The organism is Stackebrandtia albiflava (genome assembly GCF_007994225.1).
In the GTDB taxonomy this organism is placed as follows: Bacteria; Actinomycetota; Actinomycetes; order Mycobacteriales; family Micromonosporaceae; genus Stackebrandtia; species Stackebrandtia albiflava.
Window position 1 is genome coordinate 988,488 of record NZ_VLLL01000006.1, and the last position, 25,462, is coordinate 1,013,949.

30 protein-coding genes are annotated in these 25,462 nt (G+C 68.8%); 23 read left to right on the forward strand and 7 right to left on the reverse strand.

The genetic code is table 11. The annotated features are described in order from the left end of the window. Positions 1-7: 7 nt before the first annotated feature. The 13 genes from rplF to LX16_RS15470 all read left to right on the forward strand — a co-directional run bounded on the left by rplF (position 8) and on the right by LX16_RS15470 (position 8,606). Entirely contained in the window at positions 8-547 is a 540-nt protein-coding gene (rplF, locus tag LX16_RS15410; RefSeq protein ID WP_147139443.1) for a 50S ribosomal protein L6, read from the forward strand. Further along, positions 548-943: a 50S ribosomal protein L18 gene (gene rplR, locus LX16_RS15415; RefSeq protein WP_147139445.1), complete on the forward strand. Its 396-nt coding sequence runs from the start codon at positions 548-550 to the stop codon at positions 941-943. 154 nt (positions 944-1,097) lie between these two features. Beyond that, positions 1,098-1,706 carry a 30S ribosomal protein S5 gene (gene rpsE, locus LX16_RS15420; protein WP_211354522.1) on the forward strand — a complete coding sequence of 203 codons (609 nt, stop codon included), beginning with the start codon at positions 1,098-1,100 and terminating at the stop codon, positions 1,704-1,706. Between the two features lie 10 nt (positions 1,707-1,716). Beyond that, positions 1,717-1,899: a 50S ribosomal protein L30 gene (gene rpmD, locus LX16_RS15425; protein WP_147139449.1), complete on the forward strand. Its 183-nt coding sequence runs from the start codon at positions 1,717-1,719 to the stop codon at positions 1,897-1,899. 3 nt (positions 1,900-1,902) lie between these two features. After that, entirely contained in the window at positions 1,903-2,352 is a 450-nt protein-coding gene (gene rplO, locus LX16_RS15430; RefSeq protein ID WP_147139451.1) for a 50S ribosomal protein L15, read from the forward strand. A gap of 214 nt (positions 2,353-2,566) precedes the next feature. Next, a complete protein-coding gene (gene secY, locus LX16_RS15435; RefSeq protein ID WP_147139452.1) occupies positions 2,567-3,922 on the forward strand; it encodes a preprotein translocase subunit SecY in 1,356 nt (451 codons plus the stop codon). A gap of 11 nt (positions 3,923-3,933) precedes the next feature. Next, on the forward strand, positions 3,934-4,587 hold the full coding sequence (locus tag LX16_RS15440; RefSeq protein ID WP_147139454.1) for an adenylate kinase: 654 nt from the start codon (positions 3,934-3,936) through the stop codon (positions 4,585-4,587). A 173-nt stretch (positions 4,588-4,760) separates the two neighbouring features. Next, positions 4,761-5,597, forward strand: coding sequence for a type I methionyl aminopeptidase (gene map, locus LX16_RS15445; protein WP_147139456.1), 837 nt, complete (start codon positions 4,761-4,763; stop codon positions 5,595-5,597). A 26-nt stretch (positions 5,598-5,623) separates the two neighbouring features. Beyond that, positions 5,624-6,076, forward strand: coding sequence for a DUF1707 SHOCT-like domain-containing protein (locus LX16_RS15450; RefSeq protein ID WP_147139458.1), 453 nt, complete (start codon positions 5,624-5,626; stop codon positions 6,074-6,076). 85 nt (positions 6,077-6,161) lie between these two features. Further along, positions 6,162-6,599 carry a DUF1707 SHOCT-like domain-containing protein gene (locus LX16_RS15455; protein WP_147139460.1) on the forward strand — a complete coding sequence of 146 codons (438 nt, stop codon included), beginning with the start codon at positions 6,162-6,164 and terminating at the stop codon, positions 6,597-6,599. An 88-nt stretch (positions 6,600-6,687) separates the two neighbouring features. Then, the gene (locus LX16_RS15460) at positions 6,688-7,191 is read left to right on the forward strand and encodes a DUF1707 SHOCT-like domain-containing protein (protein ID WP_158645616.1); all 504 of its coding nucleotides are present in this window, start codon (positions 6,688-6,690) and stop codon (positions 7,189-7,191) included. A gap of 12 nt (positions 7,192-7,203) precedes the next feature. Then, complete coding sequence (locus LX16_RS15465; RefSeq protein ID WP_147139464.1) at positions 7,204-7,845, forward strand: nicotinamide mononucleotide transporter family protein; 642 nt, start codon at positions 7,204-7,206, stop codon at positions 7,843-7,845. Between the two features lie 128 nt (positions 7,846-7,973). Further along, the gene (locus tag LX16_RS15470; RefSeq protein WP_147139466.1) at positions 7,974-8,606 is read left to right on the forward strand and encodes a class I SAM-dependent methyltransferase; all 633 of its coding nucleotides are present in this window, start codon (positions 7,974-7,976) and stop codon (positions 8,604-8,606) included. Positions 8,607-8,771: 165 nt separating this feature from the next. Here LX16_RS15470 and LX16_RS15475 read toward each other — a convergent pair whose 3' ends face one another. The 4 genes from LX16_RS15475 to LX16_RS15490 form a co-directional block, all read right to left on the reverse strand. Continuing rightward, positions 8,772-9,860, reverse strand: a complete 1,089-nt coding sequence (locus LX16_RS15475) for a hypothetical protein (RefSeq protein WP_147139468.1) — start codon at positions 9,858-9,860, stop codon at positions 8,772-8,774. A 98-nt stretch (positions 9,861-9,958) separates the two neighbouring features. Continuing rightward, the gene (locus LX16_RS15480; RefSeq protein ID WP_147139470.1) at positions 9,959-11,044 is read right to left on the reverse strand and encodes a hypothetical protein; all 1,086 of its coding nucleotides are present in this window, start codon (positions 11,042-11,044) and stop codon (positions 9,959-9,961) included. Positions 11,045-11,077: 33 nt separating this feature from the next. Next, positions 11,078-12,184, reverse strand: coding sequence for a hypothetical protein (locus LX16_RS15485; RefSeq protein ID WP_147139472.1), 1,107 nt, complete (start codon positions 12,182-12,184; stop codon positions 11,078-11,080). A gap of 186 nt (positions 12,185-12,370) precedes the next feature. Further along, positions 12,371-15,028 carry a M4 family metallopeptidase gene (locus LX16_RS15490; protein ID WP_158645617.1) on the reverse strand — a complete coding sequence of 886 codons (2,658 nt, stop codon included), beginning with the start codon at positions 15,026-15,028 and terminating at the stop codon, positions 12,371-12,373. Positions 15,029-15,181: 153 nt separating this feature from the next. Here LX16_RS15490 and LX16_RS15495 point away from each other — a divergent pair, with 153 nt between their 5' ends. Continuing rightward, on the forward strand, positions 15,182-16,168 hold the full coding sequence (locus LX16_RS15495; RefSeq protein WP_147139475.1) for a LuxR family transcriptional regulator: 987 nt from the start codon (positions 15,182-15,184) through the stop codon (positions 16,166-16,168). A gap of 59 nt (positions 16,169-16,227) precedes the next feature. Here the strand turns inward: LX16_RS15495 and LX16_RS15500 are convergent, their stop codons facing one another. Continuing rightward, positions 16,228-17,400, reverse strand: a complete 1,173-nt coding sequence (locus LX16_RS15500; protein WP_147139477.1) for an epoxide hydrolase family protein — start codon at positions 17,398-17,400, stop codon at positions 16,228-16,230. Positions 17,401-17,502: 102 nt separating this feature from the next. Here LX16_RS15500 and LX16_RS15505 point away from each other — a divergent pair, with 102 nt between their 5' ends. Further along, positions 17,503-18,081, forward strand: a complete 579-nt coding sequence (locus tag LX16_RS15505; RefSeq protein WP_147139479.1) for a CGNR zinc finger domain-containing protein — start codon at positions 17,503-17,505, stop codon at positions 18,079-18,081. 340 nt (positions 18,082-18,421) lie between these two features. Here the strand turns inward: LX16_RS15505 and LX16_RS15510 are convergent, their stop codons facing one another. Then, a complete protein-coding gene (locus tag LX16_RS15510; RefSeq protein ID WP_147139480.1) occupies positions 18,422-19,927 on the reverse strand; it encodes a nitrilase-related carbon-nitrogen hydrolase in 1,506 nt (501 codons plus the stop codon). Continuing rightward, complete coding sequence (locus LX16_RS15515; protein ID WP_147139482.1) at positions 19,911-20,489, reverse strand: TetR/AcrR family transcriptional regulator; 579 nt, start codon at positions 20,487-20,489, stop codon at positions 19,911-19,913. The genes LX16_RS15510 and LX16_RS15515 overlap by 17 nt, the downstream gene beginning before the upstream one ends. Before the next feature lie 258 nt (positions 20,490-20,747). On the opposite strand from LX16_RS15515, the gene infA reads away from it, so the two are divergent. The 8 genes from infA (at position 20,748) to truA (ending at position 25,460) form a co-directional block, all read left to right on the forward strand. Then, complete coding sequence (gene infA / locus LX16_RS15520; RefSeq protein WP_013016493.1) at positions 20,748-20,969, forward strand: translation initiation factor IF-1; 222 nt, start codon at positions 20,748-20,750, stop codon at positions 20,967-20,969. A gap of 22 nt (positions 20,970-20,991) precedes the next feature. Next, positions 20,992-21,105, forward strand: coding sequence for a 50S ribosomal protein L36 (gene rpmJ, locus LX16_RS15525; RefSeq protein WP_142042058.1), 114 nt, complete (start codon positions 20,992-20,994; stop codon positions 21,103-21,105). Between the two features lie 188 nt (positions 21,106-21,293). Continuing rightward, positions 21,294-21,674 (forward strand): 30S ribosomal protein S13, encoded by a 381-nt coding sequence (gene rpsM, locus LX16_RS15530; RefSeq protein ID WP_147139485.1) that lies wholly within the window; start codon positions 21,294-21,296, stop codon positions 21,672-21,674. 37 nt (positions 21,675-21,711) lie between these two features. Further along, a complete protein-coding gene (rpsK, locus tag LX16_RS15535) occupies positions 21,712-22,116 on the forward strand; it encodes a 30S ribosomal protein S11 (protein WP_147139487.1) in 405 nt (134 codons plus the stop codon). A 20-nt stretch (positions 22,117-22,136) separates the two neighbouring features. Further along, positions 22,137-22,763 (forward strand): 30S ribosomal protein S4, encoded by a 627-nt coding sequence (gene rpsD / locus LX16_RS15540; RefSeq protein WP_147139489.1) that lies wholly within the window; start codon positions 22,137-22,139, stop codon positions 22,761-22,763. Between the two features lie 96 nt (positions 22,764-22,859). Then, positions 22,860-23,894, forward strand: a complete 1,035-nt coding sequence (locus LX16_RS15545; RefSeq protein WP_147139491.1) for a DNA-directed RNA polymerase subunit alpha — start codon at positions 22,860-22,862, stop codon at positions 23,892-23,894. A 96-nt stretch (positions 23,895-23,990) separates the two neighbouring features. After that, positions 23,991-24,554 (forward strand): 50S ribosomal protein L17, encoded by a 564-nt coding sequence (gene rplQ, locus LX16_RS15550; RefSeq protein ID WP_147139492.1) that lies wholly within the window; start codon positions 23,991-23,993, stop codon positions 24,552-24,554. Positions 24,555-24,560: 6 nt separating this feature from the next. Further along, complete coding sequence (gene truA / locus LX16_RS15555) at positions 24,561-25,460, forward strand: tRNA pseudouridine(38-40) synthase TruA (protein WP_147139494.1); 900 nt, start codon at positions 24,561-24,563, stop codon at positions 25,458-25,460. Positions 25,461-25,462 lie beyond the last annotated feature (2 nt).

Genomic DNA, 25,462 nt, shown 5'->3' on the forward strand with positions numbered 1-25,462 from the left:
CAACAGCATGTCCCGCATCGGACGTAAGAGCATCGAAGTCCCCGCTGGTGTCGAAGTCACGATCACCGGCGCGGACGTGAAGGTGAAGGGCCCCAAGGGCGAACTGTCCCGGACCCTCGTCGACCCCATCACGATCAGCAAGAACGACGACGGCTCGCTGCAGCTCGCCCGTCCCAACGACGACCGGCGTGCCCGTGCCATGCACGGCCTGTGCCGCTCGCTGGTGGCGAACATGGTGGTGGGCGTCTCCGAGGGCTACAAGAAGAGCCTGGAGATCAACGGGACCGGTTACCGTGTCCAGTTGAAGGGCGAGAGCCTCGAGTTCGCGCTCGGGTTCTCCCACCCGGTCGTGGTGAACCCGCCGCAGGGGATCAAGTTCTCGGTGGAGAAGCCGACCCTGTTCCACGTCGAGGGAATCGACAAGCAGGTCGTCGGTGAGGTCGCCGCGAACATCCGCAAGATTCGCCCGCCGGAACCCTACAAGGGCAAGGGCGTCAAGTACGTGGGCGAGCACATCCGTCGCAAGGCGGGGAAGGCAGGTAAGTAAATGTCCGCCACGCTTGCCAAGCGCCGCAAGTCCGCGAACGCCAGCGAGACCCGCCGGGTCGCCCGCGGGCGGCGCCACTTCCGGGTCCGCAAGAGCCTGGTCGGGACCGCCGAGCGGCCCCGCCTGGTGGTCACCCGCTCCCTCAAGCACATCGTCGCGCAGATCGTGGACGACGGCAAGGGCCACACGCTGGCCTCGGCCTCGACCATGGACGAGACGATCCGTGGTGGAGAGGGCGACAAGAAGGCCGCCGCCGCCAAGGTCGGCACCCTGCTCGCCGAGCGCGCCAGGGCTGCCGGTGTCGAGACCGTCGTGTTCGACCGGGGCGGCAACGCCTACCACGGCCGGATCGCGGCACTCGCCGACGCGGCCCGTGAAGGCGGTCTGCGTTTCTAGGGCGCACGCCCGTCGTGGTGGAGCGCGCCTTCGCCACAATCCCTCGCCGGACGGCCTCCCATCGGAGGTCGTCGGCGGGGACGCGAGTCGGAGACGGATCATTCGCTGATCCGGCTCCGGCGTTATAGCCGACATAGAGAGAGGTATGCGCCTGATGGCAGCTGAGAAGCGCCAGAGCGGTTCGGGTGGCGGCGAGGGCCGTCGCCGGGATCGCCGCGACGGAGGTCGCGGAAAAGACGCCGCCGAGAAGACCCCGCACATCGAGCGGGTCGTCTCGATCAACCGGGTGGCGAAGGTCGTCAAGGGTGGTCGCCGGTTCAGCTTCACCGCGCTGGTCGTGGTGGGCGACGGCAACGGCCAGGTCGGTGTGGGTTACGGCAAGGCCAAAGAGGTTCCCGCCGCCATCGCCAAGGGTGTCGAGGAGGCCAAGAAGAGCTTCTTCACGGTGCCGCGTATCGCGGCCACCATCCCGCACCCGGTGATCGGTGAGGACGCCGCCGGTGTCGTGCTGCTCAAGCCGGCCAGCGCCGGTACCGGTGTCATCGCCGGTGGCTCGGTGCGCGCCGTGCTGGAGTGCGCCGGCATCCACGACGTGCTGAGCAAGAGCCTCGGCTCCGACAACGCGATCAACATCGTGCACGCCACGGTGGCGGCGCTGAAGTCGTTGGAATCCCCCGAACAGGTCGCGGCCCGCCGCGGTCTGCCCGTCGAGGACGTCGCACCCGCCGCCATGCTGCGCGCGCGTGCCGGCGTCGGGGTTTGAGGAGGGTGACGTGGCACGTCTCAAGGTCACCCAGCTCCGGTCCCAGATCGGCTGCAAGCCGAACCAGCGTCAGACCCTGCGTTCGCTGGGCCTGAAGCGGATCAACGACGTCGTCGTCAAGGAGGACCGTCCCGAGATCCGCGGCATGATCCACACCGTGACGCACCTGGTCGCGGTCGAGGAGGTCGAGTAGTCGATGACGATCAAGATTCACCACCTGCGCCCCGCTCCGGGCTCGAACACCGCCAAGACCCGGGTCGGTCGCGGTGAGGGTTCCAAGGGTAAGACCGCCGGTCGCGGTACCAAGGGCACCAAGGCGCGCAAGAACGTGTCGCCCGCCTTCGAGGGTGGACAGATGCCGCTGCACATGCGGCTTCCCAAGCTCAAGGGCTTCCGGAACAAGTTCAAGGTCGTGTACCAGGTCGTCAACCTGGACAAGCTGGCCGAACTGTTCCCCGACGGCGGCGAGGTCGGCCCGGCCGAGCTGGCCAAGGCCGGCGCTGTCCGCAAGGGCGAGCCGGTGAAGGTGCTGGGCTCCGGTGACCTGGGTGGCGTCAAGCTCCAGATCACCGCTCACGCCTTCTCGACGTCCGCCAAGGACAAGATCGCCGCTGCCGGTGGCAGCACCGCGATCGCAGGGAAGTAGCATCTACGATGCGTAGTGGGCCGGTTGTCCAGCGTGACGACCGGCCCACCGTGTTGTTCGGCCCGAGGGGTGGCATTGTTATGTGTTCGCCGCCCCGGGTGATGCCCTATCCGTTGCCGGACTGTTAGAGTCCAGCAGGCGCACGTGTGTGTGCCGACACTTAACGACGCCCAACGCCACCGACCCCGTGGCGGCAGTTGCTGGAGGACCTGAGTTGCTCACCGCATTCTTCAGCGCGTTTCGGACGCCCGATCTGCGCAAGAAGATCCTGTTTACTCTGTTCATCCTCGCGCTGTATCGTCTTGGTGCCCAGCTGCCCAGCCCAGGTGTCTCCTACGCCAACGTCCAGGCGTGTCTCGACGCCAACACCGCCGACAGCGGCGTGTTCTCGCTGCTGAACCTGTTCTCAGGTGGCGCTTTGCTTCAGTTGTCGGTGTTCGCCCTGGGCATCATGCCCTACATCACCGCCAGCATCATCCTGCAGTTGCTCACCGTGGTGATCCCGCGCTTGGAGCAGTTGAAGAAGGAAGGCCCTCCCGGCCAGGCCAAGATCACCCAGTACACCCGGTATCTGACGCTGGGTCTCGCGGTGCTCCAGGCCTCCGGTTACATCGCCCTCGCCCGCTCCGGCACGCTGTTCGGCCCGGCCTGCCCTACCACCGGAACCCAGGCGATCATCCCCGACACCAGCACCCTCGACAACGGCCTGCCCATGTGGGTCACCCTGACCGTGCTGGTCACCGTCATGACCGCCGGTACCGCCATGATCATGTGGTTCGGTGAGCTCATCACCGACCGTGGTGTCGGTAACGGCATGTCCGTCCTGATCTTCGCCTCGATCGCGGCCCAGTTGCCCGGCCAGATCTGGGGCATCAAGGAGGACACCAACAACTGGCTGCTGTTCGGCGCGATCATCGCGGTCGGCATCGCCATCATCGCCCTGGTCGTCTTCATCGAGCAGTCGCAGCGTCGCATCCCGGTGCAGTACGCCAAGCGGATGGTCGGCCGCCGCATGTACGGGGGCACCTCCACGTACATCCCGCTGAAGGTCAACCAGGCCGGTGTCATCCCCGTCATCTTCGGTTCGTCGCTGCTGTACATCCCCACGCTGATCACGCAGTTCTACGCGAACGAGACCGATCCGCCGGGTTGGGTGGTCTGGCTGAACACCTACCTGGTGAACCCCGGGAACTGGGTATACACCGTCGTGTACTTCTTCCTGATCATCGGCTTCACCTACTTCTACATCTCGATCAACTTCAACCCCAACGAAGTCGCCGAGAACATGAAGAAGGCCGGCGGGTTCATCCCCGGTGTCCGGCCCGGCAAGCCGACTTCGCAGTACCTCTCCTGGATACTTGAGCGACTCACGCTGCCGGGTGCCCTGTACCTGGCGGTCATCGCGATCCTGCCGAACCTGGCGATCCTCGCCTTCGGTGGTTCCGAGGTGTTCGCCCAGTTCCCGTTCGGTGGTACCGCGGTGCTGATCATGGTCGGCGTCGGTCTGGAGAGCGTCAAGCAGATCGAGAGTCAACTGATGCAGCGGAATTACGAAGGCTTCCTTCGGTAAGGGGTACGCGTATGAGGTTGGTTCTGGTCGGTCCGCCCGGTGCCGGCAAAGGCACCCAGGCGGAGTTCATCGCCTCGGAACTGTCGGTCCCGAAGATCTCCACGGGAGACATCTTCCGGGCCAACGTGACCGGTGGGACGCCGTTGGGCCGCGAGGCCAAGCGGTACATGGACGCCGGTGAACTGGTTCCCGACGAGGTCACCATCAACATGGTCAAGGACCGGCTCGCCGAGCCGGACGCCGCGGAGGGCTTCCTGCTCGACGGGTTCCCCCGTACGGTGCCGCAGGCCCACGCGCTGGACAAGTTGTTGGTGGACTTGGGCTTCGCACTCGACGTGGTGCTGGAGTTGGTCGTCGAGGACGACGAGGTGATCCGGCGGTTGGCCGGGCGCTGGACCTGCCGCAACTGCGGCAAGGTGTGGCACGAGGAGTTCGACCCGACCAGTAAGCCCGGCGTCTGCGACAGGTGCGGCGGTGAGCTGTACCAGCGTGACGACGACAAGCGCGACACCATCGTGACCCGGTTGCGGGAGTACAACGAGAAGACCGCGCCGCTGATCGGTTTCTACAGCGGACAGGGCAAGCTCGTCGGGATCGACGCCACCGGCCCGGTGGAGGACGTCACCGAGCGGGCCCTGGCGGCGTTGGCGTCTTTCGAGAACTGACGTACGGCATACGCGGGCCGCTCGGTCACGGGCGGCCCGCGTCGTCGTGTCCCGCCGTCGGCGAGGTGGGACCGGTCGCGTCGGTGGGTCACGCGTGACGCGCCGGTACGGGGCCGACCGAGGGCACAGTGCGGCCGGCCGAGCCGTCATCGAGTAGTCGAGGGAGTTGCGGCGTGTTCCGTCGTAAAGAGGTCATCCAGTACAAGACACCGGACCAGTTCCGGAAGATGCGGGTCGCGGGACTCCTCGTCGCGAAGGTGCACGAGGCGATGCGGCGTACCGTCGCGCCGGGCGTGTCGACCGCGGAACTCGACGAGGTCGCCGAACAGGTCATCCGTGACGGCGGCGGCATCCCGTCGTTCCTCGGTTACGACATCGGGCTCGGGCCGTACCCCGCGTCGATCTGCTCGTCGGTGAACGACCAGGTCGTCCACGCCATCCCGTCGAAGGACCAGGTGTTGCGGGAGGGCGACCTGATCTCCATCGACGTCGGCGCGATCGTGGACGGCTGGCACGGCGACGCCGCCATCACCCTCCCGGTCGGCGAGGTGGCCCCGGAGGCGGCGGAGTTGACGGCCGCGTGCGAGTCGGCGTTGTGGGCGGGCATCGAGGCGATGGCCACCGCACGGCGGCTCACCGACATCTCTTTCGCGATCCAGAGTGACGTCATGTCGCACTCGCGCGGGTACGGGATCGTCGCCGGATTCGGCGGACACGGCATCGGCACCGAGATGCACCAGGACCCGCACCTGTTGAACTACGGGCGGCCGGGCAAGGGGACGAAGATGCGCCCGGGCATCGCGCTGGCCATCGAACCCATGATCACGCTGGGCGACCCGGACACCGCCGAGGCGGAGGACGGCTGGACGATCACCACGGTGGACGGTTCGCTGGCCGCGCATGTGGAGCACTCGGTGGCGTTGTGCGACGACGGACTGTGGGTGTTGACGGCAGAGGACGGCGGAGTGGCGCGGCTCGGCGAACTGGCCTCCTCACTGGCCCGCGACTGACGTCATGTTGATGGCATTATGGAATCATGTCTGATGAACCCCTCCCGCCCGGTGCCCGAGCCGGCGACACGGACCGGAAACGGACTGCCGACCGTCTGAAGCAGGCCCTCGACGAGGGACGGCTCGACCTGGCCGAGTACGACGAACGCGTGCAGGCCGCCTACCTCTCGAAGACCTACGGGGAGTTGGACGCGCTGCTGGCCGACATCCCGGGCGTGGCGCCGGTCAGCAAGTCGGCGTTGCAGCCGGTCGACCCCGACGAGGGTCTTCCCGCCGAGGTGGCGCGCCGCAGGCGTCGCCGCCGCGATCTCAAGAACACCTGGACCCCGTTCGGCGGCGCCGCGATCTTCTTCACCGGCATATGGGCGATCGGCTGGATGACCTCCGGGGAGATGCCGTACTACTGGCCGGTCTGGGTGCTCGGGATCTGGGGTCTCATCGCACTGTGCACCACATGGTCCACTTTGATGAAAGACTGACGGGAACGACCGTTCGGGTATCGACCTGACGTCACACTGATGGCACAATGGGACCTGCGGAACGACGACCGGGACGGACGGTGGCATGGACGACGAGAAGCGCGTGGGTGACGCCGAGCGTCGTGAGGTCGCCGACCAACTGCGTGTCGCGTTCGAGGCGGGCCGACTGGAGCTGGCCGAGTTCGACGAACGGGTGGCACGGGCGTACGCGGCCAAGACGTACCGGGACCTGGACGGGCTGCTCGGCGATCTGCCGGGCACCGCGCCGGTGAGCCGGTCGGCCCTCCAGCGGCGCCCGCCAGGCGGCCCGGCCGCCACGGCGAGACGGCACCGAGGCGGTAAGTGGGCCGAGGTGCGGAGCATGTGGGTCGGCTTCGGCACCCTGACGATGGTGTTGTGCGGCATCTGGCTGATCACCGGTATCGCCGGTGGCGGTCTGTCGTACTTCTGGCCGGTCTGGCCGTTGGGTTTCGTCGCGCTCGGCATGGCGATAGCGACCTGGACCACCCTGATGAACGACTGACGTCCCGTCGTCACCGGGCCGCCCGGCCCGGTGTGGAGACCGGATATCGTTGGTCGACTCCCTACCACCTCCCCGAAGGCGCCCGGAAGTGAACGAGAAAGACAAGCTCCGCATCGGCGATTCCGACCGCGAGCTGGTGTCGCGGCTCCTGAAGTCCGCCGTCGACGAGGGCAGACTCACCCTGGCCGAGTACGACGAGCGGCTGCAGCAGGTGTACGAGGCCAAGACCGTCGGCGACCTGACCCCGATCACGGGCGACCTGATGGGCACCGGACGCGGCGTCCTGGCCGTCAGCGACCACGGGGAGTTGCGTACCGGGGCGGTGCGCAGTGTCCCGGTGCCGCGCCGCGGCACGCCGGTGTGGATCAAGTGGATGTGGTTCGGCTGGATGGTGCCGGTCGCGATCTGCACCACGATCTGGCTCATCGCGTTCATCACCGGCAACGGCACCCAGGACTTCTGGCCGCTGTGGGTGGCCGGCCCGCTCGGCGCGGTCATGGGCGCGGTCACCCTGATGGAGCGGGCACTCATCCGGCCCGCGCTCCAGGAGGCCGACCAACGTCGCCTCGACCGGGAAACCGCCGGACGGTAGGGACGACCCGGCATGGAGTACCTACAGACGCACGGGTTGACGCTCCTCGGTCAGCACGCCTCGTGGGCGGAGCTGGTCGGGCAGGTGGCGGCTGTCACCGTGGTCCTGCTCGCGGCGCGGCGCACCCTATGGGTGTGGCCGGTGCAGATCCTCGCCACCGTGCTGTTGTTCATGGTGTACGCCGACGCCGACATGGGCGGGCTGCGGGACAGGCAGATCGTGATCCTGTTGATCTCGGCGTACGGCTGGTGGGCCTGGTGGCGTCACCGGCGTGACGTCTTCGGGCTGCCGGTGCGACGGGCCACCCGCACCGAGTGGGCGATCATGGCCGCCGTCATGGTCGTCGGCACCGCCGTGTACGCCCTCTACCTGGCGTGGCGGGGCGACTCGTGGGGTCCGATCCCCGACGCCTGGATCTTCGTGGGGACGATCGTCGCCTTCGCCGCCCAGGCGCGCGGCCTGGTCGAGTTCTGGCTGGTGTGGCTGGCCGTCGACGCGGTGGGCGTGCCGTTCCAGATGATGGCCGGCCTGTGGTTCTCCGCGCTGGTGTACGTGGTGTTCGCGTTCCTGGTGGTGCGCGGGTACCTCGCGTGGAACCGGATGGCGAGGGAGAACGTCGCCGCCCGGCTGGCGACGGCCGACACCGGGGACTGAGGCGGGGGCGTCGCCTCGGTGGTCCCCACCGGGTGCGATAGCACTACCGGCCGGTAGCCCGTTCGTCAGGTGGGTCCGTCGAGATCGGGGTTACCGGGACGGGCGTTCGTGCCGTAGTCTTCTCCGGGATGAACACGTCTACCGACACTCGTCCGCCTCGTTCCGGCTACTGGGCCGACGCGGGCGTCTTCCTCTGGTCGTGGCTGCGGTCACCCGGCAAGACCGGGGCGGTCCTGCCGTCGTCGAGTTATCTGGCCGCCGCGATGTCGGAGGTGCTCACCGGATACGAGAAGCCCACGGTCGCGGAGCTCGGGCCGGGCACGGGGGCGCTCACCGCCGGCATACAGCAACGGCTGGCGGGTAACGGGCGGCACGTCGCCGTCGAACTGAACGGCGAGTTCGCCGAACGCCTCGCACTGCGGTTCCCGCAGGTGGAGGTCGTCAACGACAGCGCGGCCGACCTGGTCCGGTTGTTGACGGAACGGGGGGTCGGCAAGGTGGACGCCGTGGTCAGCGGTCTGCCGTTCGCCGCGTTCCCGGTGGGCCTCCAGACCGCCGTACTGGACGCGGTCGCCGCGGCGGTGTGTCCCGACGGCGGCGTGTTCACGACGTTCAACTACGTCGGTGCGTACTCGATGCCCGCCGCGAAGCGGTTCCGGGCACTGTTGGCGGAACGCTTCGCGGAGATAACGATCAGCCGTCCGGTCATGCGGAACCTGCCGCCCGCGCACGTGCTGACCGCCCGCCGAGTCCGCGTCTGACGCCGCCCGCCCCACCTCCCTCCCGCTTGGTCCCGGCCGTTGTGCGCTTGGTCCACCGCAGATCAGGACGTACAGCGATCTCACGGACAAAGCGGACACGATTCCGCCACCGGGCGGGGACCAAGCGGGTCATGGGGCAAGCGGCGTGGGCGGTGACTGGTCGGTCTAGTCGAAGCCCGGTGCGATCGACTCCCACATCGCCTCGGCGTCGAAGGCGTACCGGCCGAAGGAGTTGGCGAAGAAGCCCCAACCGTACTGGTACTCCCGGCCCGCCTCGGCGTCGTCGAAGTGGACCGCACACCTGAAGTCGAGGTCGTCAGGTTCGTTCAACGCCTTCGACTCGGTGCAGGTCTCGGTTCCCAGGCCGTCCATCTCGACCATCCCGGTGAACACCACCTCGACACCCTCGGGGAAGTGGCCGGTGTCGAACTCCACGCGCGAACTCGCGCCGAGCGCGCAGTCGATCAACCCGCCGCACTCGACCCATTCGTCGGACATCGTCATCTCGGTGTCGGTCGAGGTGTAGGGCATGGTCATGCCTTCGAGGGCGGTGGCGACGCCTTCACGCATCGCGTCGACCTCGTCGTCAGGGGCGGGGGCGATGGAGACCGTGCCGGTGAACGACGCACCCGAGTCCATCGTGGAGATGGACAGCATGACCTCCTCGACCGCCACCAGCCGGTGGGGTGACTGCGCGGTGATCGTGACCGTGCCACCGGAGACGTCCCAGGTCAGTACCTCGATGCCGTCGGCCTCGGTGGGTTCGGGCAGGTCACTCTCCACCGCCTCGGCCATCTCGTCGAACACCTGTAGTCCGATCGTGTCGGGATCGAACAGCGCCCCGAAGTGAGGCCACTCGGTCGGGTTCACGGTCACCCACTCGGGCACGAACCGTTCGGCGGCCTCGGCCGAATATGCCTCCGCCTCCCAGAACGCCGATTCGGCCTTGACGTGCGTGGAGCCGTCCGGCAGTGACATCATGCCGCCGGAGGCACCGCCGTTGGTGAACTCCGCCCAACTCGTGCCGTTAGCCAACGTGGTCGCCGTGAAGGTGCCCATCGACAGGGATCGTCCACCCATGATGGGAATGTCACCCGTGACGTGCAGGGCCGGCCGGGTGGCGAGGTCGCGCATCGCCTCGGCGATCACGGCCTCTGCCTCGGTCTCGAAACCGCCGAACGTGGCCGACGGCCCGCAGGCGGTGGCGGTGAGCAGTACCAGCGCCGATAGCGCGACGGTGGTCTTACGGGACATGGTTCTCCTTCCGAGAACGGTGGGGCTGTGGTGTGGTGGCGTCGTCCTCGAAGTGGTCGAGTCCGTCCATGGTGGAGCTACGGTCGTGCGGTCCGCCGTCACGCCGTCGCGGCGGCGAACTGCGTGGAGAGCACCTCCGCCGCCGCCTCGGTGTCGAACGTGTAGACACCGACCCACTCGACGACGTGCTCGCCCTCGAACCTCCCCTCGGCGCCGGAGAACCGGGTCTCGCAACTGAGCTCGACCGTGTCGACGAGTTCGGCGGTCGCGGTGCCGACGCAGGTCTCCTCACCCAGTCCGTCAGCCTTGACCGTCGCCGTCTGGACCAGGAGCAGCCGCTCGGTGAAGGAGTCGTCGGTGACCTCGACCTCGACCGACCCGGACATCTCGCAGACGATGCCGGGGACACAGTCCAGTTCGCTGCCGGCCCATTCGACGACGGCTTCGCCCGCGAGGCTGAACGGTTCGGCCATCTCGGGGACCGCCGCGTTCGCCGCCTCGGCGATTCCGGCCACGTGGTCGCGGGCGGCCGGTTTCACGACGACGTCGACGGTTCTGCGGATCGTGTTGTCGGGAGCCGACAGGGACACGAGTGTGTCCACGCCGAGGAACCGGTGCGGCGCCTCCGCACTGACGTACAGGTGGCCGTCCCCGTACGGGATCGGGAACGCGGGGACGCCGTCCTCGTCCACGGTCGCCGGCGTCACCATCTCCAGCGTGTCGTCGATCTCGAACGCCTCGCCGATGGTCGCGGCGAGGTGGGACGGGTCGAACAGCGGCCCGGGGTCGATCCACTCGACCGGGTCGAGCCGCACCCATCGGCCGTCGAGTTCACCGGTCATGCCGGGCTGGAAGTACTCGTCCTCCCAGAATCCCGCGTCGGCGGCCACGTGTAGTGAGTCCGGGACCGACAGGAGGTGGGCCTCGCCGCGTCCGGTGGTCAACTCGGTCCAGGCGGAGCCGCCGTTGACGACGGTCGCGTCGATGACGGCCTCCTGAAGGCCGTCGCCGCCGATGGACGGCACGGTGCCCTGGACGCGCAGGGCGGGCAGTGCGGCGAGGTCCGCCAACGCCTCGGCGGCGGCGGCCTTGATCTCGGCGGTGGGGTCGAAGAAGACGGCGGTCCCGGTGCAGCCGGTGAGCGCCGTGGTGAGTGCCGCGAGCGCGGCGATCCTGCGGGGCATGGGGGGTCCTAGGCGTGTGGCGTTGCGGGGCGGTCAGCCGGTCTTCGTCACGACGGACTCCACCGACGCCCAGGCGGCCTCGGCGTCGAACGCGTAGACGGCGACGGTGTGGGCGACGGCGTCCCAGAAGTAGCTTCCGGAGCTGGATTCCATGGCCTCTCGTGAGAATCGGAGGTCGCATCCGAGGCCGACCGTGTCGGGTCCGGAGATCGATTCGGTTTCTCCGCAGTGCTTCGTCTCGCTGTCTTCGAGTTCGACGTAGGCGGAGTAGACGACCTCGATGTCGCCGGTGAACTCCAGGTCGCCGGTGACGCCGACCTGGACGTCGGCGGACAGTTCACAGGGGCCGTCCATCCAGCAGTCGGCCTGTTCGCGGGAGATCGTCACCGTGGTGCCGGTGAGGGCCAACGGTGCGTCCATGGCCTCGAAGACCTCCCGGAGCGTGTCGCCGGTGGCGGCCACCTCGTCGGGTGTGGCGATCCGCATCGTGAAGGTGCCCGTCGTGCTGCCGCCGTTGACCGGGTCGTTGAGGGTCAACAGGGTCTCCTCCACGGCGACGAGTCGATGCGGTGTCTCGGCGGTGAGCAACAACCGGCCGGTGGTGGTGGAGAGGTCCACGACCGACTCGCCGTCGACGGTCTCCGCGTCCGGCAGGTCACCGTCGAGTGCGCCGAAGTCGTCCAACCGGTGGAACAGTTCCAGGGCGAGGTTGTCGGGCCGGAACGTGGGGCCGAGCCGGACCCAGTCGTCCTCCGCGACCTTCACCCAGTGCTCGGCGAGGCGTCCGGCGACGTCGGCCGGGAATCGCCGGTCCTCCCAGAACCCCTTCGGCGCCTCGACGTGTACGGAACCGTCGGGCAGTGCCAGGATCCGTCCCGTGTGGTCGTCGGTGTGGAATTCGGTGACGCCGGTGCCGTCGGCGAGGACGATGGCGGTCACCGTCGCCGACAGGGATTCGTTGTTGAGCGAGGGCACCTCGCCACCGACGAATACACCGTCCTGTGTGGCCAGATGGCGGGACGCCTCGGCCATCGCCGCCTCCGACTCGAAGTCGAAGCCGCCCATCGTCCCGGTGGCACCGCACGCGGTGGCGGTGAACAGGATCGCGGCGAGGCAGGCGAGCACTGTGGATCTGGGCATGGGGCGGCACCTCGGGACGGTGAAAAGGGGCGGGCGCGGAGACGCGGTGCCGGAATCGCCTCCGTGGACTGATGATCGTAACCGTGACGGAACGGCGGTCGCACCCGGATTCGCCTCCGGGACGCGAGTGCGGACGGGAAGGCCCGCCGTTCGGTCGAACGGCGGGCCTTCGGGGTGTCGCGGGTGTCAGCAGCGGGGGTTGGGCTTGTTCCGGGTCACCAGGGCGGTGTGACCGGCCGCGCCGTCGAAGTAGACGACGCGGGTGCCGCTGTCGGCGTCGAACATCGGTTGCATACCGGCCGAGCACGAGACCTGTTCCACGGTGCCGCCGTCGATCGGGATCTGCATGATCTTCGGGACGGTCGTACCGGGCCAGTGGCTGAACGTGATCGCCTGGTCGGTGGCGTCGACGCCACCGGGAATCGGTGCGCCCTCGGCGTTCTCGTCGATCAGGACGGTCGGCGCGCCGCCGTCGCGCGAGTAGCGCAGCAGCGTGCCGGTGGCGCCGGGCGCCAGGTCGGCGAACGCCACGATGTGGTCGTCGGTCATGACCGGCGGCATCCAGCGGACGCCGTACTCCGGGTCGTAGTCCGGCAACGGCAGCACCGTCTTCTCACCGGTCTCCAGGTCGAGCAGGACCGGTTCGATCTGGTCGTACTCGGTGCGGATGTCGATGTTGAGGTACAGGAGTGTGCCCTCGTGGATGTACGGTGTCCAACTGTTCTGGTAGTAGGTGTTGTCGACGGGGGTCGGTTGTCCACCGACCTCCATGTACACCACCTTGGATCCGAACCGGTAGTCGGTCATCTGCCAGGCGAGATGGTCGCCGGAGATCGTCAGGTTGCTGAAGTTGCCCGCGGTCCTGGCGACCTCCTCCGGCTCACCGGAGCCGTCGGCCTTGGCCCGCATGATGGAGATGTAGTGGTCTCCCCAGGCCGCCCAGGCGACCCATTCACCGTCGGTCACCGGGTATACGTTGAAGACCCGCTCCACGGTGTCCTCCGTGGAAAGCTGGATCGGTTCCGAGCGTCCCGTGGTCTTCCCGGTGAACACCTGGTACAGGTCCGCGCCGCTGGCGTCGGAGTTCGAGGTGGTCCACACGCCGTCCTTGGCGTTGGGCTCGGTGCGGGTCGTGGTGACCGGCCCGAGCAGTTCCTTGCCGTCCATGCCCAGGCGGGCCTCCCAGCCGCGCCAGATCCCGTGGTCGACGAACGCCTTCCCGATCAGGAGGACGTCCCACAGCGACAGCTTCAACGCCACGGCCGCGGCGATGACGGCGTTCCGGCCGTCGACGAAGTCGTCGAGCGGTGTCATGTACTCGGTCAGCGCCTTGTACACCAGCCGGTCGGCGTCCTCACCGCCGAGCGCCTCGCGGATGTCCCACAGGGCGCCGCCGAAGATCGTCGAGTTGAAGTGGACGCCGCCGCCGTCGTAGTCGTAGGTGACGGGGTTGTAGTCGGCGGTGGTGGCGCCGTCGTTGAGGTCGCGCAGCGCGCAGTCCCGCGGCGAGAGGGTGCGGCACAGGTCCTCACCGATCAGGCCCGCGTCCGGGTCGGACATGTCGGTGCCGTTGACCTCGACGTCGATGGCGTTGCCGAAGTAGTCGGCCAGTGCCTCGTTCATCGCGCCCGACTGGTGCGCGTACACCAGGTTCGCGCTGTGTTCGATGACGCCGTGGGTCATCTCGTGCCCGACGACGTCGGTCTCGGCGGCCATCGAGTGGTACTCGGCGTCTCCGCTGCCGTAGACCATCTTCCGGCCGTCCCAGAACGCGTTGACGAACGGCTGTCCCATCTGGGTGACGCCGGTGATCGAGTCGATCGCCGAGCCTTGGCCGTCGAGTCCGTCGCGCCCGAGTGAGGCGTAGTAGTCGTAGACGTGTCCGGCGTTGACGTGCGCGTCCACGGCACCGGCCTCGCTGAGGTCGCCGTCCACGTGGGTGTCGGGGGAGGAGTAGGGGGTGAGGCCGGAGGGCCACAGCCCGAGTACGGAGGACACGTCGTAGCCGCGGCCGTCCCAGGTGGTGATGTCGCCGTCGGACAACGCGCGTGACGAGTCACGGAGTTCGTAGCCGTCGGTGGTCTCGGTGAGCCGGACGTCGACGGTGCGGCCGTCGGCGGTGACGCCGGTGCCGGTGACGTCGGCGAACCGGACGCTGCTGTAGTCCAGGACCGGGAAGGCCGCGTCGGCGTCGAGGAAGACCTCACGCTGCACCGGCGTTCCCGTCTGCGGGTCGAAGGTGCGGACGGTGACGTGCCAGACCAGGCGCCCGGAACCGTCGGGCAGCACCGTCAGCCCGTGGGACTCCGAGGCCACCTCGGGCGCGTCCTCGGTGGACACCCAGCCGTCGGCGATCCCGGCGAGGATGTAGCCCTCGGCGCGTTCGGTGGCGGTGGACTCGGTGGCGTCGGCGGTGGTGTCGACGTCCAGTTCGGTGAAGAACTTACCGGTGGCACCGGTGACGACGCGGCCGTCGTCGCCATCGGTCATGTGCACGAGGTACTGCGCGCCGAACACCGGCACGCCCTCGAAGGTCTGTCCGAAGCGGACGGTGGTCTGGCCGTCGTCACCGGTGACGCCGAGTTCGGTCAGATCGCCCGCCGGGTCGGCGATCACGTAGGTCTGCGTGTGGTCCGCCAGGTGCGCCACGGCGGCGGCGGCCGGATCGTCCTCCGTCGTCTCGTCGGCGAATCCGGTGACCTGGACGGGGGTCTCGCTCGCGGGATCGAGCGTGACATCGGGATTGTCGGTCTCCTCGGCCGCGGCGGGCATCGCCGGCAGGCCGAGGGTCACGGCGCATACCGCCGCCGTGACGGCGAGTAGTCGGGCACGCGTGGGACGCACGTGTTCTCCTTGATCGGGGGTCGCGTCCCGGTGCCGGCGGGACGGTGGTCGTCTCATTCAAGATCGCGAGAACGTCGCAGGGCAATATGTCGATATGGTCACTTGTCCACATCCCCACTTGTGACCACATGCCGGACGGGTGAGACTCTGCGGATGACCGAGGGTTGCGATCGCCTCGACTGGCTCGACCTGTCACCTGCGGAGACCCGGCTGTACCAGCGGGCGCTCGCCTTGGGGCGCGCCTTCACCGCCTCGGAACTGGCCGGGACGGAGACCGGCCCGGACGTGCGGAGATCCCTGCTGGACAAGGGTTTCCTGAGCGGCGATGCGGACGGCGAGCTCGTGGCGGTCGCACCCGCCGCCGCGCTGCACGGCATGCTGCAGCGCCGGTTGGCCGTCGTCTACGACGAGGCGGCACGGCTGCGCCGCGCCGAGAGTGAGGTGCCGAGGCTCGCGGCCGAACTGCTCACCTCCACGGACGGGGACATCCCGGTACAGGCGGTGGAGGTGATCACCGGCAGGACCGCCATCGGGCAACGTGCCCGGGCGTTGGTCGACTCCTGCCAGCGGGAACTGCTCATGCTGGACGCGCCGCCCTACGCCCAGGCGCACCCGCCGGCCGTGGCCGGTTCTCCGGGGCTGCGGGCCGCGCAGGCCCGGGGTGTGAAGATCCGGCGGGTGTTCGACCGCAGTGCCCTGGACTTCCCCGGCCGGGGCGCGGCCATCGCGGCACTCACCGTCGGAGGCATGTCGGCGCGCATCGCGGTGGAGATCCCGACCAAGCTGCTCATCGCGGACGGCCGCACGGCCCTGTTGCCGCCCACACCCGACGCCGACGCACGGGAGCGGGCGCTGTTGATCCGGGACGGTGTCCTCGGCAACGTGCTGGTGCCGCTCTTCGAGCTGATCTGGCGGACCGCCGTCCCGTTGGGGGCGGCGCCCGACGCACCGGCACCCGCCGACCGTGAGCTGTTGTCACTGTTGGCGGGCGGGGTCAAGGACGAGGCGATCGCGCGTCAGTTGGGTGTGCACGTCCACACCGTCCGGCGCCGGATCGCGCGCCTGTCGGAGCAGCTCGGCGCCGCGACCCGGTTCCAGGCGGGGGTGCAGGCGGCCCGGCGGGGCTGGCTGGTCGACTGAGGCGCGTCCACACCGGAGCACACTCCCCACGCGCGCCGTTCCGGGTGCGACCCGGTCGTTCACGGTTGGGCGGCCAGTACCGCCGCGAGGCCCGCCCGCAGATCCGCCACGAAGTACCCGGGGACCTCCAGGGCCGGGAAGTGCCCGCCGGTCTCGGGCGTCCGCCATCGGACGATCCGCCGGTACCGTTCCCGTGCCCACGGGCGCGGGGTCTTCTCGATGTCGCGGGGATACATGGTGATCGCGGACGGGACGTCGACCCTCAGCTCGGGGGCGAGCGAGTCGTGGCTCTCGTGGTAGATGCGGGCCGCCGACGCCCCGGTCCGTGTCAGCCAGTACAGGGTGACGTTGTCGAGTACACGGTCTCGGGAGATGGTCTCGAACGGGCTGTCCTCGGTGTCCGACCACTCGGCGAACTTGTCGAGGATCCAGGCGAGGAGTCCGACGGGTGAGTCGACGAGCGAGTAACCGATGGTCTGCGGCCGGGTGGCCTGCTGCTTCGCGTACGCCCCGCGAGGACCGGCGTAGAAGTCGCGGGTCTCCTCGGTCCACTCGCGTTCGACCGCCGTCAACCCGTCCGTGGTCAACCCGGGTGGTCCCTCCGCGAACGTCGTGTGGATGCCGAGGACGTGCGCCGGGAATCTGCCGGCGAGGACCGTGGTGATGTTGCCTCCCCAGTCGCCGCCGTGGGCCGCGAACTCGTGGTAGCCGAGCCTCCCCATCAGTTCCACCCACGCGGCGGCGATTCGCTCGGTCCCCCATCCGGGGACGGCGGGCCTGTCGCTGTAACCGAAGCCGGGCAGCGACGGCACCACGACGTGGAACGCCGGTGCGGTCTCGTCCGCCGGGGCCGCCAGTGCGTCCACCACGTCGACGAACTCGGCGACGCTGCCCGGCCAGCCGTGCGTCATGACCAGGGGAGTGGCGTCGGCACGCGCGGACCGGCGGTGCAGGAAGTGGATCCCGAGACCGTCGACGGTCGTGCGGAACTGGCCGATCCGGTCGAGGCGCGCTTCGAACGCCCTCCAGTCGTAGTCGGTGCGCCAGTAGTCGACGAGTCCGGCGAGGTCGGCGAGCGGAACGCCCTGGTCCCATCGACGCGCGCCGCGCGCGGTGTGGGGGACGGTCTCGCGTTCCGGGAGCCGGGCCGAGGCCAGTCGCGCCCGCAGGTCGTCCAGTTCGGCGTCGGTCGCGTGGGCTTCGAACTCTCGAACCTCGTCGGTGCTGGACATCGAGACCTCCTGATGAGACGGAACTGTCTATGCCGGTTCGCGAACCGGCATAGACAGTTCTAACACGTACCTCGGCGGCGCGCAACCGGCTATGGTGGTTCCATGCGTGCTGCTGAGTTCCCCGAATTCCGCCTCGGCAACGTGCTGGCGACCAGCTTCACGGCGACACTGACGGAGCGTTGCGGCGACGCCGTGGAGCGCATCCCCACCCCGGGGAGGCTCGTCGACTGGCTCGCGGTGTACGGCCTCGCCGTGGACTCCTGCTCCCCCGCCCAGCTCGCGGTCGCGCGGGAACTGAGGGAGTCGATCCACGCCGCCGCGACGGCGGCGGCGACCGGGGACGCCATGCCCGTCTCCGCCCTCCAGGTCGTCAACGACCGCAGTGCCCGGGGGCGGGCGGTGGCCGTTCTGACGCCCGAGGGGAAGCGACTGTGGCGGCTCGGATCGACCTCCGGTGTGGCGGACGCCCTCGGCGTGATCGCCGCCGACGCCATCGACGTCATCTCGGGCGAACGGGACGGCAGGCTGGCCCTGTGCGCGTCACCGACCTGCCGGGCTGCCTTCTTCGACACCAGCCGGAGCCGCACCCGCAGGTGGTGCGACATGAACACGTGCGGCAACCGGGAGAAGAAGGCGCGTTTCCACGCCAACCGGCAGAAGACGACCGACCCGGCCGGCTGAACCCGCCGGCCTCGCCCGCCCCGAGCCGCCTGCCTCCGGCACGGTCCACGCGGATACAGGCCGGCACCGACTCGATCGCCTACCGGTTGTTCGAGGACCTGTCCGGCCTGCTCGCCCAGATGGAGCGGCAGGTGGTGGTCGGCTACGAGGCCGTGATCGCCGGCGCGCGAACGGGCATCGGCCGCGGGTGCCGTCCTGCTGCTCGTCAACGCCATGACCTACCCGGCGACCGGGGACTTCTGGCCGGTCTGACGCCACCGGTGGCGGAGAACATCCCGGGTGACCCCCGCCGGCCGCCACACGGTGCGCCTGCCGTGTGGCGGCCGGCGGGCTGCCGGGTCTACGTCGGCGACGCGACCCGCTGCGGGGTGGCCGGGGCGGTCGTGGGGCCGCCGGTACCGCCGCGACGGCCGCGAATCGACCGGGTCAGCGCGAGGAACCCCACCGCCGCCGCCACGGCGGCGACCGTGGACCAGGCGAACCAGTCGCCGAGCCGGCTGTACGGTGTCGCGCTCGGACCGGGTGCGACCTCGGCGACCACGCTCACGAAGTCGCGTGTCCCGTCGGTGCGGTCCTCGGCGAGGATGCGGCCGTACGCGTCGGTGATCAGCAGACTGCCGCGTTGCGCCGACCAGGCCGTACTCATGCCGTTCTCCACACCCCGAAGGGAACCCGTGACGGCGTGCTGCCGGCCGTTGACGTCCTCGTCGGCGGCCGGGATCGCCAGGAGCCGTGCCCCTTCGAGGGCGTAGGCGGCGGCGGGGTCCGGGAAGTTCATGTCCATGCAGTTGGCCAGCGCGACGCGCGGGTCTCCGGGCAGTGTCGCCAGTTCGGTGCCGTCGGTGACGCCGCCGGCTCCGTTGTTGTTGTGCCACTTCACGTACATCGCCGGGTCGCTGCCGTCGGCGGGTACGGCGTACGACGTGTTGTACTTCCCGCCCCCGGTGAACAGGATCAGCCCGACGACGATGTCGGTGCCGCGTTCCCGCGCCAGCGTCGAGAGTGGTTCGACGAGGTCGGCCAGGCTGTCGTCGTCGGCCTTGAACGCGCCTTCGGGCAACACGACCAGGTCGACGTCGGGTGGCAGCGAGGCGATCTGCTCCAGGTACGCCGTGAGCATGTCCCGGCCTTCGGGCGTCGCCATGTCACTGCCCCAGGGCGCGTGGTCGCGGACCAGGAGCGCGACGGTGCGGGAGTCGCCGTCCTCGGCGCCGGAGAGCCGGACGACCCCGAAGCCCAGCGCCACGGCCACCACCGTCGCGCTGATCACGCCGGTGCGGATCCGTGCCCGCCGTGCGGCACCGGGCGCGGTCAGTGCCGCGATGCCCGCCGGCAACAGCAGCACCGCATACGCCACACCCCAGCCGCCGGTGACGGCGGCGATCTGGAGGACGACGTGTGCGTCGGCCTGAGCGCTGACGATCGGCCCGATGACGCCCACGGGTGAGCCGAGCGAGAACAGGAAGATCCCGGCGGTCCACACCGCCGGCAGCACCAGTGCGGCGAGCAGCGGAAGTCCCCGCCCGGTCAGGACGCGGAACACCAGAGTCGCCGCGCCGAACAGGGCGGCACTGCCGGTCAGGATCACCAATGCGATCGGCAGCGGTACGTCGTGGGAGCCGAGGTAGTACGTCACGCTGTTCAGCGAGCCGAGCAGGTACGCCACGGCTCCGGCCGCCCAGGCGGCGACCGGGCGGACCCGCGCGGCGGCGAACAGCACCGGCAACGGTGCGATCCAGGTCAGTACCCATACCGGGGTGAAACCGGTGCCGAAGTAGAACAGCACGGCCGACAGCACGACCGCCGCCGCCGTCATCCACTTCGTACGGTCAGGCTTTGAGGCCATCGAAGATCCTTTGCACGGTCCGGCGGCACAGCGCGCGGAAGTCGGTCTCGGACAGGCCGATGCGGCCCGCCAGGTAGAGCTGCACGAGCCCCTGGGTGTGGGAGGTGATGACCAACGCGGTTTCGAGGGGATCATCTCGACGCAGGATTCCCTCGCGCATGCCGTCGTTCATGAGCGCGACGACCGGGGCGAACGTGGGCGAGGCGCCGTCCGCGAAGTCCTCGGGGAAGCGCCGCGCCTCATCACGGCGCTCGGCGAGCAGGAACGCGTAGAGGTTCGGCTTGCCGAGCGCGAAGTCCAGGAAATCGTTCATGAGGCTGTCGCAGCGCTCGGTGAAGTCGTCGGGGCGTGGCCTGTCCCACGCGGCGCCGATGTCGGCGAAGGCGGTATCGGCGGCCGTGCGCAGTAGTGCCCGCCGGTTCGGGTAGTGCTTGTAGATCGCCATGGGCGTGATGCCGGTGGCGGCGGCGACGCGACGCATGGTCACGGCGTCGGCGCCCTCCTCGTGCAGGATCGCCAGTGCCGCGTCGGCGATGCGTGCGGCGGTGGAGCGGTCAGCCATGGTCTACACCGTATACCACGGGGTGTACGGTGTAAACCGGCCGCGGCGCGGGCGGCCTTAGAACGGGGGATGTGACACGCCCGATAGCGGGGCGCGGCGGGGGTGGCTGGCTTTACCGCGTCGCGGCTAGTAAGCTCTCTAGATGGCGCTGCGCGTCTTGTCCGTCATGCCTGGGTGCGCTTCCCCTGGGAGACGGACGCGGCTGAGACGACAGCACCACTCAGTATCGGATCCGAGAAAGTCACAGTAGCGGAGAACATGCCGAAAAAAGACGGCGCGATAGAGATCGAGGGCCGGGTGATCGAGCCCCTCCCGAACGCCATGTTCCGGGTGGAGCTGACCAACGGCCACAAGGTCTTGGCGCATATCAGCGGCAAGATGCGGCAGCACTACATCCGAATCCTCCCCGAGGACAGGGTGGTGGTGGAGCTGTCGCCGTACGACTTGTCCCGCGGCAGGATCGTCTACCGCTACCGATGACTGACGACACCAAGTAGGGCTTGTGAAGGTTAAGCCGAGCGTCAAGAAGATCTGCAACAAGTGCCGCACCATCCGTCGCAACGGCCGCGTCATGGTCATCTGCGAGGACCCGCGTCACAAGCAGCGTCAGGGCTGAGCCACTAACGCCGCCGATCTTCGGTCAGTACGCCACGTGAAATGACATCACTGTTCGCCATGGGCCGCACTCGTCACACTGAGTGCCGTCCAGGACACCCCCGGCGCGGAGGCCGGGGCTCCACCCGGGCAGGTGGAGAGGCGCGAACGGTGCAGACCTCCGCCTTATCAAGGAGACACAGCCCAGATATGGCACGTTTGGTAGGGGTCGATCTGCCGCGCGACAAGCGCCTGGAGATCGCACTCACGTACATCTTCGGTGTGGGCCGCACCCGCGCCGTGGAGACCTGTGCGCAGACCGGGGTCGACCCGAACAAGCGCGTGCACGAACTCACCGACGGTGAGCTGGTCCAGCTCCGCGACTGGATCGAGGCTAACTACCAGGTGGAAGGTGACCTGCGCCGCGAGGTCGCCGCTGACATCCGCCGCAAGGTGGAGATCGGTTGTTACCAGGGCATCCGGCACCGCCGCGGTCTGCCGGTGCACGGACAGCGCACCCGGACCAACGCGCGTACGCGCAAGGGTCCCAAGCGCACGGTCGCCGGTAAGAAGAAGCCCGGTAAGAAGTAACCGGCCGCAGACTTAAGCAATAGGAGCGCATCACTCAATGGCTGGACCTAAGCCACGCGGCGGCGTCAAGAAGCTCCGCCGTAAGGAAAAGAAGAACGTCGCGGTGGGCCACGCCCACATCAAGAGCACGTTCAACAACACCATCGTCTCGATCACCGACCCCACCGGCGCGGTGATCTCCTGGTCGTCCTCCGGGCAGGTCGGCTTCAAGGGCTCGCGCAAGTCGACCCCGTTCGCCGCGCAGATGGCCGCCGAGGCCGCCGCCCGCCGTGCCATGGAGCACGGCATGCGCAAGGTCGACGTGTTCGTCAAGGGCCCCGGCTCGGGCCGCGAGACCGCGATCCGTTCGCTTCAGGCCGCGGGCCTGGAGGTCGGTTCGATCAACGACGTCACGCCGCAGCCGCACAACGGTTGCCGTCCGCCCAAGCGGCGGCGGGTCTGAGGTAAAGGAGTAGATGAACCATGGCTCGTTACGCCGGACCCGACTGCCGTCGCTGCCGCCGCGAGAAGATGAAGCTGTTCCTCAAGGGCAGCAAGTGCGAGAGCGCGAAGTGCCCGCTCGAATCGCGTCCCTTCCCGCCCGGCCAGCACGGCCGCGGTCGCCCCAAGGAGACCGAGTACCTGCTTCAGATGCGGGAGAAGCAGAAGGCCAAGCGCACCTACGGTGTGCTGGAGAAGCAGTTCCGCAACTACTACGAGGAAGCCAACAAGCGCGCCGGCAAGACCGGTGAGGAGCTGCTGCGCATCCTCGAATCGCGGTTGGACAACGTCGTGTACCGCGCCGGCTTCGCCAAGTCCCGTGACATGGCCCGGCAGCTGGTGACCCACGGCCACTTCATGGTGAACGGTCGCAAGGTCAACATCCCCTCGTTCCGGGTGACGGCCAAGGACATCGTCGAGGTCCGGCCGAAGTCCACCGAGATGACCCCCTTCGTGGTGGCCCGCGCCGAGGCCGGGGACAAGAACGTCCCCGCCTGGCTGGAGCCGATCCCCTCGAAGATGAAGATCCTGGTCCACTCGCTTCCGGCACGTCAGGTGATCGACACCCAGGTGCAGGAGCAGTTGATCGTCGAGCTCTACTCGAAGTAGCGCGTCGATCGCGCGGCCCCGCGCTACCGTGGGGCCGCGCGTACTCCATGGTTTGTGACGTCATATGGCGGGCGTCCGACGAAAAGGAAACTCACAGTGCTCATCACTCAGCGACCCACTCTCAGCGAAGAGGCGTTGTCCGAGACCCGTTCACGGTTCTCCATCGAACCGCTGGAGCCCGGTTTCGGGTACACCCTCGGCAACTCGCTGCGGCGGACCCTGCTGTCGTCGATTCCCGGCGCGGCGGTCACCTCGATCAAGATCGACGGCGTGCTGCACGAGTTCACCACGATCCCCGGTGCCAAGGAGGACGTGGTCGAACTGGTGCTCAACGTCAAGCAGTTGTGCGTCAGCTCCGACCACGACGAGCCGGTCACCATGTACCTGCGTAAGCAGGGCCCGGGCGACGTCACCGCCGGTGACATCCAGCCGCCGTCGGGCGTGACCGTCCACAACCCGGAGCTGAAGCTCGCCACGCTGAACGCCAAGGGCCGGCTCGACATGGAGTTCACCGTCGAGCGTGGCCGCGGCTACGTGTCGGCGGCGCAGAACAAGCAGCCGAACCAGAGCATCGGCCGGATCCCGGTGGACTCGATCTACTCGCCGGTCGTGAAGGTCAGCTACCGGGTGGAGGCCACCCGTGTCGAGCAGCGCACCGACTTCGACAAGCTGATCATCGACGTGGAGACCAAGCCGTCGATCGGCCCGCGCACCGCGCTGGCGTCGGCCGGTTCCACGCTGGTGGAGCTGTTCGGCCTGTACCGGGAACTCGACTCCGCCGCCGAGGGTATCGACGTGGGCCCGTCGCCCGCCGACGCCCAGCTCGCCGCCGATCTGGCGTTGCCGATCGAGGAGCTGGAGCTGACCGTCCGGTCGTACAACTGCCTCAAGCGGGAGGGCGTCGACACCGTCGGCGAGCTCATCAACCGCACGGAGGCCGACCTGCTCGACATCCGCAACTTCGGGCAGAAGTCGATCGACGAGGTGAAGATGAAGCTGGCCGGTCTCGGGCTGGCGCTGAAGGACTCGCCGGGCACCTTCGACCCGGCCGAGGCGGCCGCCACCTACGACGACGGTGAGTACGACGACTACGACGACGGCGAAGACCTTCGCGAGACCGAGCGGCTCTAAGGGCTGTGTCGCTACCGTCCCCGTCTCGGCGGCGCGGTGACAGGCCGTCCGTCGCCGGGACGCGGATAGCAACGTACATAAAGGAGTTATAGAACAATGCCACAGCCCACCAAGGGTGCCCGCCTGGGCGGCTCGCCGGCGCACCAGCGGCTGATGCTGGCGAACCTCGCCACCTCGCTGTTTCGCCACGGCAAGATCACCACGACCGAGGCGAAGGCCCGTCGGCTGCGTCCCTACGCCGAGCGGCTGGTGACCTTCGCCAAGCGGGGCGACCTGGCTTCGCGTCGTCGCGCCATCGCGCGCATGACCGACCGCGACGTCACCCATGACCTGTTCGACGAGATCGCGCAGCGGTACACCAACCGTGAGGGCGGCTACACCCGCATCGTCAAGATCGGCCCCCGTAAGGGCGACAACGCCCCCATGGCGGTCATCGAACTGGTCGAGGAGCTGGCCGAGGCCCCCGCTCCCAAGCGGAAGAAGGCCACCCGCAAGGCCGCCAAGGCCGAGGCGGTCGAGGCGCTGGCCGGCGGTGACGACGAGACCGTTCCCGCCACCACCACCGAGGCGGCGGCGGACGACGCCAAGGCCGAGGCCGAGGCCGAGGCCGACGAGTCGGACACCGCCGAGGAGTCCGGCGACAAGGCCGACGACAAGTAATCCGGCATGACCGTGGACGGCCGTGCTCCGGTTCCCGACGTGGAACCGGGCGCGGCCGTTTCGCGTGTCCGGCTGGACATCCGTTACGACGGCGCCGGGTTCGCGGGTTGGGCCGCGCAACGGGGGCAACGCACCGTGGCCGGGGAGGTCGGACTGGCGCTGAGCAGGCTGTTCCCGGGCGCCACCGGTTTGACGGTCGCGGGCAGGACCGACACCGGAGTCCACGCCACCGGTCAGGTCGCGCACGTGGACGTGCCCGTCGAGGAGTGGGAACGGCACGCCGACCGGGTGCTGTGGCGGTTGCGTGGCATCCTCCCGCCCGACATCCGGGTCACGGCGGCCACCGTGGTGACGTCCCGGTTCAGCGCGCGGTTCTCCGCGTTGTGGCGACGGTACGAGTACCGGGTGTCGGACACCGAGTGGGGCGTGTCGCCGCTTCGCAGGCACGACACCCTGGCGTGGACCCGCCCGCTCGACATGGCGGCGATGAACCGCGCGGCGACGGTCCTGCTGGGTGAACGCGACTTCGCGGCGTTCTGTAAGCGCCGCGAAGGCGCCACGACGATCCGGGCGTTGCACCGGTTGACGTGGAGCCGGGGCGAGGACGGGATCCTGGTCGCGACGGTCGTCGCCGACGCGTTCTGTCATTCGATGGTCCGCAGCCTGGTCGGGGCGATGCTGGCGGTGGGCGACGGGCGGCGTGACGTCGAGTGGCTGGCCGGTCTGCTGCGCCGCACCGACCGGAGCGGCGAGGTCGTGGTCGCGCCCGCGCACGGCCTCACCCTCGCCGAGGTGGCGTATCCGCGCGACCCGGCCGAATGGGGGACGCGCTCCGACGAGACCCGCCGGATGCGCACGCTGCCGGACGCCGTTCCCGATTCCGGCGGGAGCGGTGCGGCGGTGTGACC